The sequence below is a fragment of the Brevundimonas sp. UBA5936 genome (assembly GCA_002430835.1).
In the GTDB taxonomy this organism is placed as follows: domain Bacteria; phylum Pseudomonadota; class Alphaproteobacteria; order Caulobacterales; family Caulobacteraceae; genus Brevundimonas.
In genome coordinates, this window is record DJDA01000021.1 from 1 (window position 1) to 6565 (window position 6565).

Annotated in this window: 5 protein-coding genes and 1 pseudogene; 1 reads left to right on the forward strand and 5 read right to left on the reverse strand. The window is 68.0% G+C overall.

The features are described 5' to 3' along the window. Positions 1-1585 (reverse strand): annotated as a pseudogene (locus tag B2Y21_RS01805) (hypothetical protein); the annotation flags it as partial. Between the two features lie 244 nt (positions 1586-1829). Between B2Y21_RS01805 and B2Y21_RS01810 the strand changes: the two are divergent. Further along, positions 1830-2048, forward strand: coding sequence for a hypothetical protein (locus tag B2Y21_RS01810; protein ID WP_200166278.1), 219 nt, complete (start codon positions 1830-1832; stop codon positions 2046-2048). Positions 2049-2084: 36 nt separating this feature from the next. Here the strand turns inward: B2Y21_RS01810 and argF are convergent, their stop codons facing one another. The 4 genes from argF to B2Y21_RS01830 all read right to left on the reverse strand — a co-directional run bounded on the left by argF (position 2085) and on the right by B2Y21_RS01830 (position 6309). Then, the gene (gene argF, locus B2Y21_RS01815) at positions 2085-3002 is read right to left on the reverse strand and encodes an ornithine carbamoyltransferase (RefSeq protein WP_409410783.1); all 918 of its coding nucleotides are present in this window, start codon (positions 3000-3002) and stop codon (positions 2085-2087) included. Between the two features lie 156 nt (positions 3003-3158). Beyond that, positions 3159-4334 (reverse strand): aspartate aminotransferase family protein, encoded by a 1176-nt coding sequence (locus B2Y21_RS01820; protein WP_292056388.1) that lies wholly within the window; start codon positions 4332-4334, stop codon positions 3159-3161. A gap of 134 nt (positions 4335-4468) precedes the next feature. Then, a complete protein-coding gene (locus tag B2Y21_RS01825; protein WP_292056384.1) occupies positions 4469-5383 on the reverse strand; it encodes a M20/M25/M40 family metallo-hydrolase in 915 nt (304 codons plus the stop codon). Between the two features lie 86 nt (positions 5384-5469). After that, positions 5470-6309: an ABC transporter permease gene (locus B2Y21_RS01830; protein WP_292056386.1), complete on the reverse strand. Its 840-nt coding sequence runs from the start codon at positions 6307-6309 to the stop codon at positions 5470-5472. Positions 6310-6565: the final 256 nt, after the last annotated feature.

A 6565-nucleotide genomic window follows, 5' to 3' on the forward strand; every position in this document is an offset into this window, starting at 1 on the left:
CGGTCGCCGGGGCGTCGCCCGCATTGCGGGTCAGAGGCTCGGCGGTCCAGTCCTCGACCGGATCGGCGAAGGCGGTCGCGCGCCAGTCGCCGCTGGCGGTTTCAGCCGGGGTCCAGGGCGCGGGATCCGGGCTGTCCAGCGGCGGGGCGCGACGCGGGGCGCGCTCGCCGCGCTGCTCCATGCTGTCGCGGGCGTCGGCCAGCAGGCGCGCCGTGCGCTCCTCGCTCTGACGCATCCGCTCGGCCAGGTCGCCCGAGGCGCTCTCGTGGCGCTGATGCATCTTGTCGGTGCTTTCCGACAGACGGCGGCCGATGTCGTCCAGAGCCTGGGCCGAGCGACGCTCGGACTGGGCGATGCGTTCGCTGAGACGATCCGAGATGCGGGCGATCTCGCCGCCCAACCGCTCCAGCGCCAAGGCGTGCTGGTCGTCCGCCTGGGTCAGGCGCTGATCCACCGCCTCGGCGTGGCGGGCCAGGTCGCGCTCCAGCTTCTGTTCCAGCGCCGCGACGCGGGCGTCGGACGGCGCGGAGCCGCCGGCTTCGACCGTCTCGACCCGACCGTTCAGGTTGCGGGCGATCCGCATGATCTCGCGGCCCATGCCGTCGACGGCGGCGACCGAGCGCTGCTCGGCGGCGCGCGCCTGTTCGCCGATGGCGGCCAGGGCGCGTTCGATGCGGTCGACCCGGCCTTCGGTCTCGGCCGCGTCGAGGCGACGGATCATCTCGGTGCGGCTGGACTCGACTTGGCGCGTCAGGCTCTCGGCCAGCTTCTCGAAGCGCGAAGCTTCGCGCGCATGGTCCGGCTCGATACGGCGCTCGGCGTCGCGCATCCGCAGATCCAGGGCGGCGAACGACCGTTCCAACCCCTTCAGCGCCTCAGAAGTGCGCGACTGGGCGTCGTCCAGACGCACGCCGACCTGCGACAGCAGGGAGGTTCCGGCGCCCGGCCCGGCCGCCTTTTCGACCGCCTCGATGCGGTCGCGCAGCTCGCTGACGCCCGCGCGCTGGCGCTCGTCCATGTCGTAAAGGCGGGTGGAGACGGCGGTCAGCGCCGCGTCCAGCTTGTCCAGCCCTTCGCGCGCCTCGGCCCCGGCGTCCTGCTCCAGACGGCGCAGGCGACGATGGCCCTCGCGCAGTTCTTCGGCGATGTCGTCGATGCGGCGAGCCTTGGCGGTCTCGGCCTCATCCTGTTTCTCGAGGCGGCGCACCAGACCGGCCACGGCCTGGTCGATGCCCTGAATGGCCAGAGTCGAGCGGCGCTCCGCCGCCTCCAGACGCTCGGCGATCACTTCCAGGGAGGCGCCCATGCGGCCCAGGCTCTCATGGCGGCCCAGGCCTTCATGCCGATGCGCCTCCTCGCCATAGACGTCGTCCAGGCGGCGCGAACGGCTGCGGCGGTCATAGGGATCAGGAATGGGCGAGCGGCGCGGCAGGGTGGCGACGCCGTCGTCCTCGTCCGGCTCGTCCATGATCATGGAGTTCAGCCACTCGCCCAGGGTCATGCCCGAACGTCGCGCCAGATCCTTGGCGATCTCGCGCGCCTTGGGATCGATGCCCTTCACGCTCCACGGCGCCGCTGCGGTCACTGATTCGCCTCCCGACCCATGGCGCGAACGGTATCCTTCCAGATAAAGCGTGTAAACGTGTCGTTAACCGCTAGATGTGGCGCCTCGTCGCGAGTCGCCGACGGCAGCCGACAGGCCGCTGATGCGCCCGGCATGGTTAATGCCGCGTTTAGATTAACCGCGCATCAAGAAATACGGCCACGCTGGGGATTAGGCGGCCGACGGCGCTTGCATCGCGGCCTTGGGCGCCCCAACTGCCGCCGTCATGGACGCCACGCTCACCCTGATCCTGCTGGTCGCCTCGATCGCCATCGCCGTCTTCGCCGGATGGCGCGGGTCGCGGCCGACAGACATCATGCGCGGCCCGCGCATGATGCCGTGGCGCTTCATCATGTTGCTGTTCGCCGCCCTGGTCTTCTTCCTGCTGATCCACCTGATGGCGGAGCTGAGCGGGCGGCCGCTGCCGTCCGCCGCACCGTTCTAAACCGCCTTCAAGCAGAGCGAAGCGCGTTAGGGCGACCTAGAAGGCCTCGAAGCACCAGGCCAAAACCGCCTTCTGGGCGTGCAGGCGGTTCTCAGCCTCAGCCCAGATCAGCGACTGCGGGCCGTCGATGACGGCGTCCGTCACCTCTTCGCCGCGGTGGGCGGGCAGGCAGTGCAGGAAGACGGCGTCGTCGGCCGCCTCGGCCATCAGGGCCTCGTCGACGCTGTAGGGCTCGAAGGCCGCCAGGCGGGCCTCATAGTCCTGGTCGCCCATCGACACCCAGGTGTCGGTGACGACGACGTCGGCACCCTTGACCGCCTCGCGCGGATCGCTGGTCAGGTGGACGTGGGCGCCGCCCTTTTCCAGATCGCGCAGGTCGGGGTGGTATTCCGCCGGGCAGGCGACGTGCAGGTGGAAGCCGAACTTGGGCGCGGCGTGCATGAAGCTGTGGCAGACGTTGTTGCCGTCGCCGATCCAGGCGATCGTCTTGCCCTCGATCGGGCCGCGATGCTCCTCGATCGTCATCAAGTCGGCCAGGATCTGGCACGGGTGACTGCGGTCGGTCAGGCCGTTGACCACCGGCACGGTCGAGACGCGGGCGAAACGCTCGACGTCCTCATGATCGTTGGCGCGGATCATCACGGCGTCGACCATGCGCGACAGGACACGGGCCGTGTCCTCGACCGGCTCGCCCCGGCCCAGTTGCATGTCCGAGGCGGTGGCGATGATGGAGTCGCCGCCCAGTTGACGGATGGCCGCGTCGAAGCTGAAGCGGGTGCGCGTCGAGTTCTTCTCGAAGATCATGGCCAGGACGCGGTCCTTGCCCGGCGCATCGGCGTCGGCGCGGCCCTGGGGCCAGCCTTTTCGGGCGCGTTTTCGGGCGTGGGCGTCGTCCAGGATGGCGCGCAGATCAGCTGCGTCCAGGCGGTGGATGTCGAGGAAGTGACGAACCATGACCAAGCCTTCTCCCTCCCCTTCATGGGGAGGGTGGTCCCGCAGGGACCGGGTGGGGGCGGCCCTGCGAAAGTCTGGAGGTAGAAGAAAGCGTCCCCACCCGGCCTCGCCTCACGGCACGGCCGCCCTCCCCACGACGGGGAGGGAGAAACAGCGTCAGCCCGCGATCTTGGTGCGGGCGAACTCGCAGGCCTTCTCGAACTTCTCGATGGCCTCGCGGGCCTCGTCGAGGGTGATGTTCAGCGGCGGCAGGACGCGGACCAGGTTGTCGCCGCCGCCAGCGACCAGCAGCTTGGCCTCGTCACGGGCCCAGCCCATGAACTCGCGGTTGTTCGGAACCAGCTTGACGCCCAGCAGCAGACCCTTGCCGCGCACCTCGACGATCACGTCGGGGAAGCGTTCGGCCAGACCGTGCAGTTGCTGGGTCAGGTAGCCAGCGACCTCATTGACGTTGTCCAGGATGGCGTCCGACGACACTTCGTCGAAGGCGGCCTGACCGACGGCCATGGCCAGCGGGTTGCCGCCGAAGGTCGAGCCGTGCACGCCGACCGTCATGCCCTTGGCCGCCTCGGCGGTCGCCAGGCAGGCGCCGATGGGGAAGCCGCCGCCCAGGGCCTTGGCGACAGCCATGATATCCGGCGTCATGCCGGCCCATTCGTGGGCCCACAGCTTGCCGGTCCGGCCCATGCCGCACTGGACTTCGTCGAAGATGATCAGGACGCCGTACTTGTCGGCCATCTCGCGCATCCAGCGCAGATCGGCGTCCGGCGTGGCGCGGCAACCGCCCTCGCCCTGCACCGGCTCCAGGATGATGGCGGCCGTGTTCGGGTTCTCGAAGGCGGCGGTCAGGGCGGCCTTGTCGCCCCACTTCAGCTGATGGAAGCCTTCCATCTTGGGCCCGAAGCCCTCGGTGTAGCTGGGGTTGGCGGCGGCGTTGATGGCGCCGTAGGTGCGGCCGTGGAACGAGCCGTCGAAGCCGTAGATGTCGATGCGTTCCGGCTGGCCGTTGGCGACATGGAATTTGCGCGCCGTCTTCAGGGCGCACTCGATCGCCTCGGTGCCCGAGTTGGTGAAGAAGACGACGTCGGCGAACGACTTCTCGCACAGGGAGTCGGCCAGGGCGTCCTGCCCCGGAATCTTGAAGATGTTGGAGACGTGCCACAGTTTCTCGGCCTGGTCCTTGACCGCCTGCACCAGCTTGGGGTGAGCGTGGCCCAGGGCGTTGGTCGAGATGCCCGAGACGCAGTCCAGATACTCGGTCCCGTCGGTGGACCAGAGGCGGACGCCCTGGCCGCGCTCCACTTCCAGCGGCGCGCGATTGTAGACACCCATCAGATGACCGGACACTTGGCAGACTCCATAAAGCGAGACGGTCCCGGCGCGTCTGCGACGGGACCGCTTTGGAAAAGGGCGACGAACTTGTCGGGCGCTATTTCCGCTTAGTCAACACCGCGAGGGGCGCGAATTCAGCGCAGTTGCGCATCCAGCTTCTGGATCAGGGCCGCATAGGTCCGGCCCGCCAGGTCGATGGTGTGGCCTTCGACCGCCGCGATGACGTCGTCCTTGGAGTGGATGACGCGGAAGACCTGGGGGACGAAGCCCTCGGCCAGGCCGTTGGTCTCGCCGCCGTTGAAGGCCAGCCACATCTGGTGGGCGCCGACCTCGTCCTGAAAACCGAGCGAGACCACCGGCGCGCCCGCTGCCGAGAAGGCCCGGTCGTCGGACGGCGGATATTCGGGGAAGCCGACGCACTGCTGGGCGCGCTCGGCGCACAGCTCCTGCACCGCGCGGGTAACGAAGGCCGACTGCGCCCCGTTGTTCTGGCCGTACATCATGGTGTCGCCATAGGCGGCGACGTCCGAGTTCACCACGGCCGCGACATTGGCGATCCCATGCGCTTCGATCCACTTCCTGGCGCCGATCAGGCCCAGCTCCTCCTGGTCGAAGAAGATGATGCGGATACGGTGCGACAGCGGCGCCTCGCGCAGGATCTTGGCCGCCTCGATCAGGGCGACCACCGAGCCGGCGTTGTCGACCAGACCGTCCGCCATCGTCCCGTCGCGCAGCTTCACCGCGTCATAGTGGGCGGTCAGCAGGATCTCCTTCTCGCCCTCGCCGAGGGTGACGACGACGTTGGAGCCCTGCATCGGACCGGCGCGGCCGCCGCCCTCGAAGGTCTCGACCGTCGGGGCGAAACCCTCGGCCCGCAGCTGGCCCAGCAGCACCTCCAGGCGCTCGGCGTTGGATGGCTTGGCGTAGGCGCCGACCTGTTCGCGCAGATCGGCCGCGCGATCCTGAGCGAGCGACGGCGCGGCCGTCAGGCAGACGGCGGCCAAGCAGGCGCCGCTGACAGCGGCCTTCAGGCGAAGATGAAACGACATGGCGAGGCCCCTTTCGCGAGGCCCCTCGCCCCGCGCTCGACGCCTTGCTTAAAGCGAAATCGGTTCAGATGCGACCGCATCTGAACTCAGCTCTTCAGCCGCCAGCCCGAACGGAACACCAGCCAGCAGGCTGCGCCCATGACCACGGTCAGCACCGCGCTCATGACCACGCCGACCATCAGGCTGCCCTCGGCATGACCGATGAAGCCCGCCCGGAACCCGTCGATCAGATAGAAGAAGGGGTTAAACCTGCTGATGCTGGCGAAGGGCTCAGGCAGGCTGTCGATCAGGTAGAAGGTGCCTGACAGAAAGGTCATCGGCATGACCACGAAGTTCTGCACCGCCGACAGATGGTCGAACTTCTCGGACCACAGGCCCGCCAGCACCCCGACCATGCCCATCAGCAGGGAGGCGATCAGGCCGAACCAGACGATCAGGGCGATGTTGGCCAGGCCCAGCTTGGCGAAGGGCATGACGCAGATCGCCGTCACCAGGCCGACCGCCACCCCGCGCGTCGCCGCGCCCAGGGTAAAGCCGACGGTCAGCTCCAGCGGGCTGAGCGGCGGGGTCAGGAAGTCGGTGGCCGTGCCCATGATCTTGGCCTGGATCAGGCTAGACGAAGCGTTGGCGAAGGCGTTCTGCAGGATGGCCATCATGATCAGGCCCGGCGCCACGAATTCGGCGAAGGGCGTGCCGTGCAGCGGCGGCCGCGCGTCCTTCAGGGCCACCACGAAGACCATCATGTAGAGCAGGGTCGTCACCACCGGCGCCGCCACCGTCTGGGCGCCCACCTTCCAGAAGCGGCGGACCTCCTTCAGGTAGAGGGTGCGCAGCCCCACCCAGTTGATCCCGTCATAGCGACGGGGTTGCGGCAGGCCGTGAGGCGCGGCGGAAGAGGCGTCGGAACCAGCGGTCAGGTGCGTCATGCCGCCTCAGATGCGACAGCCAGGCCGGTTTCGCAAGGCGCAGCCCCTGTGGATGACATCCAGGAAGTTGAGTCAAATCGGGACATTAACCATACTAGATGTAGTTTCTGTGGACAGGTGAATTCCCACATATTGCGTGTTTTAAGGGGTGATTTACGATTAGAGGCGTGATGAGGGGCCGAAATTCGGACTCCGGCACAAGATATTGAATCCGACTTCTCCGCAGGAGGGCGACATGAACCCAGGCTGGACCGAA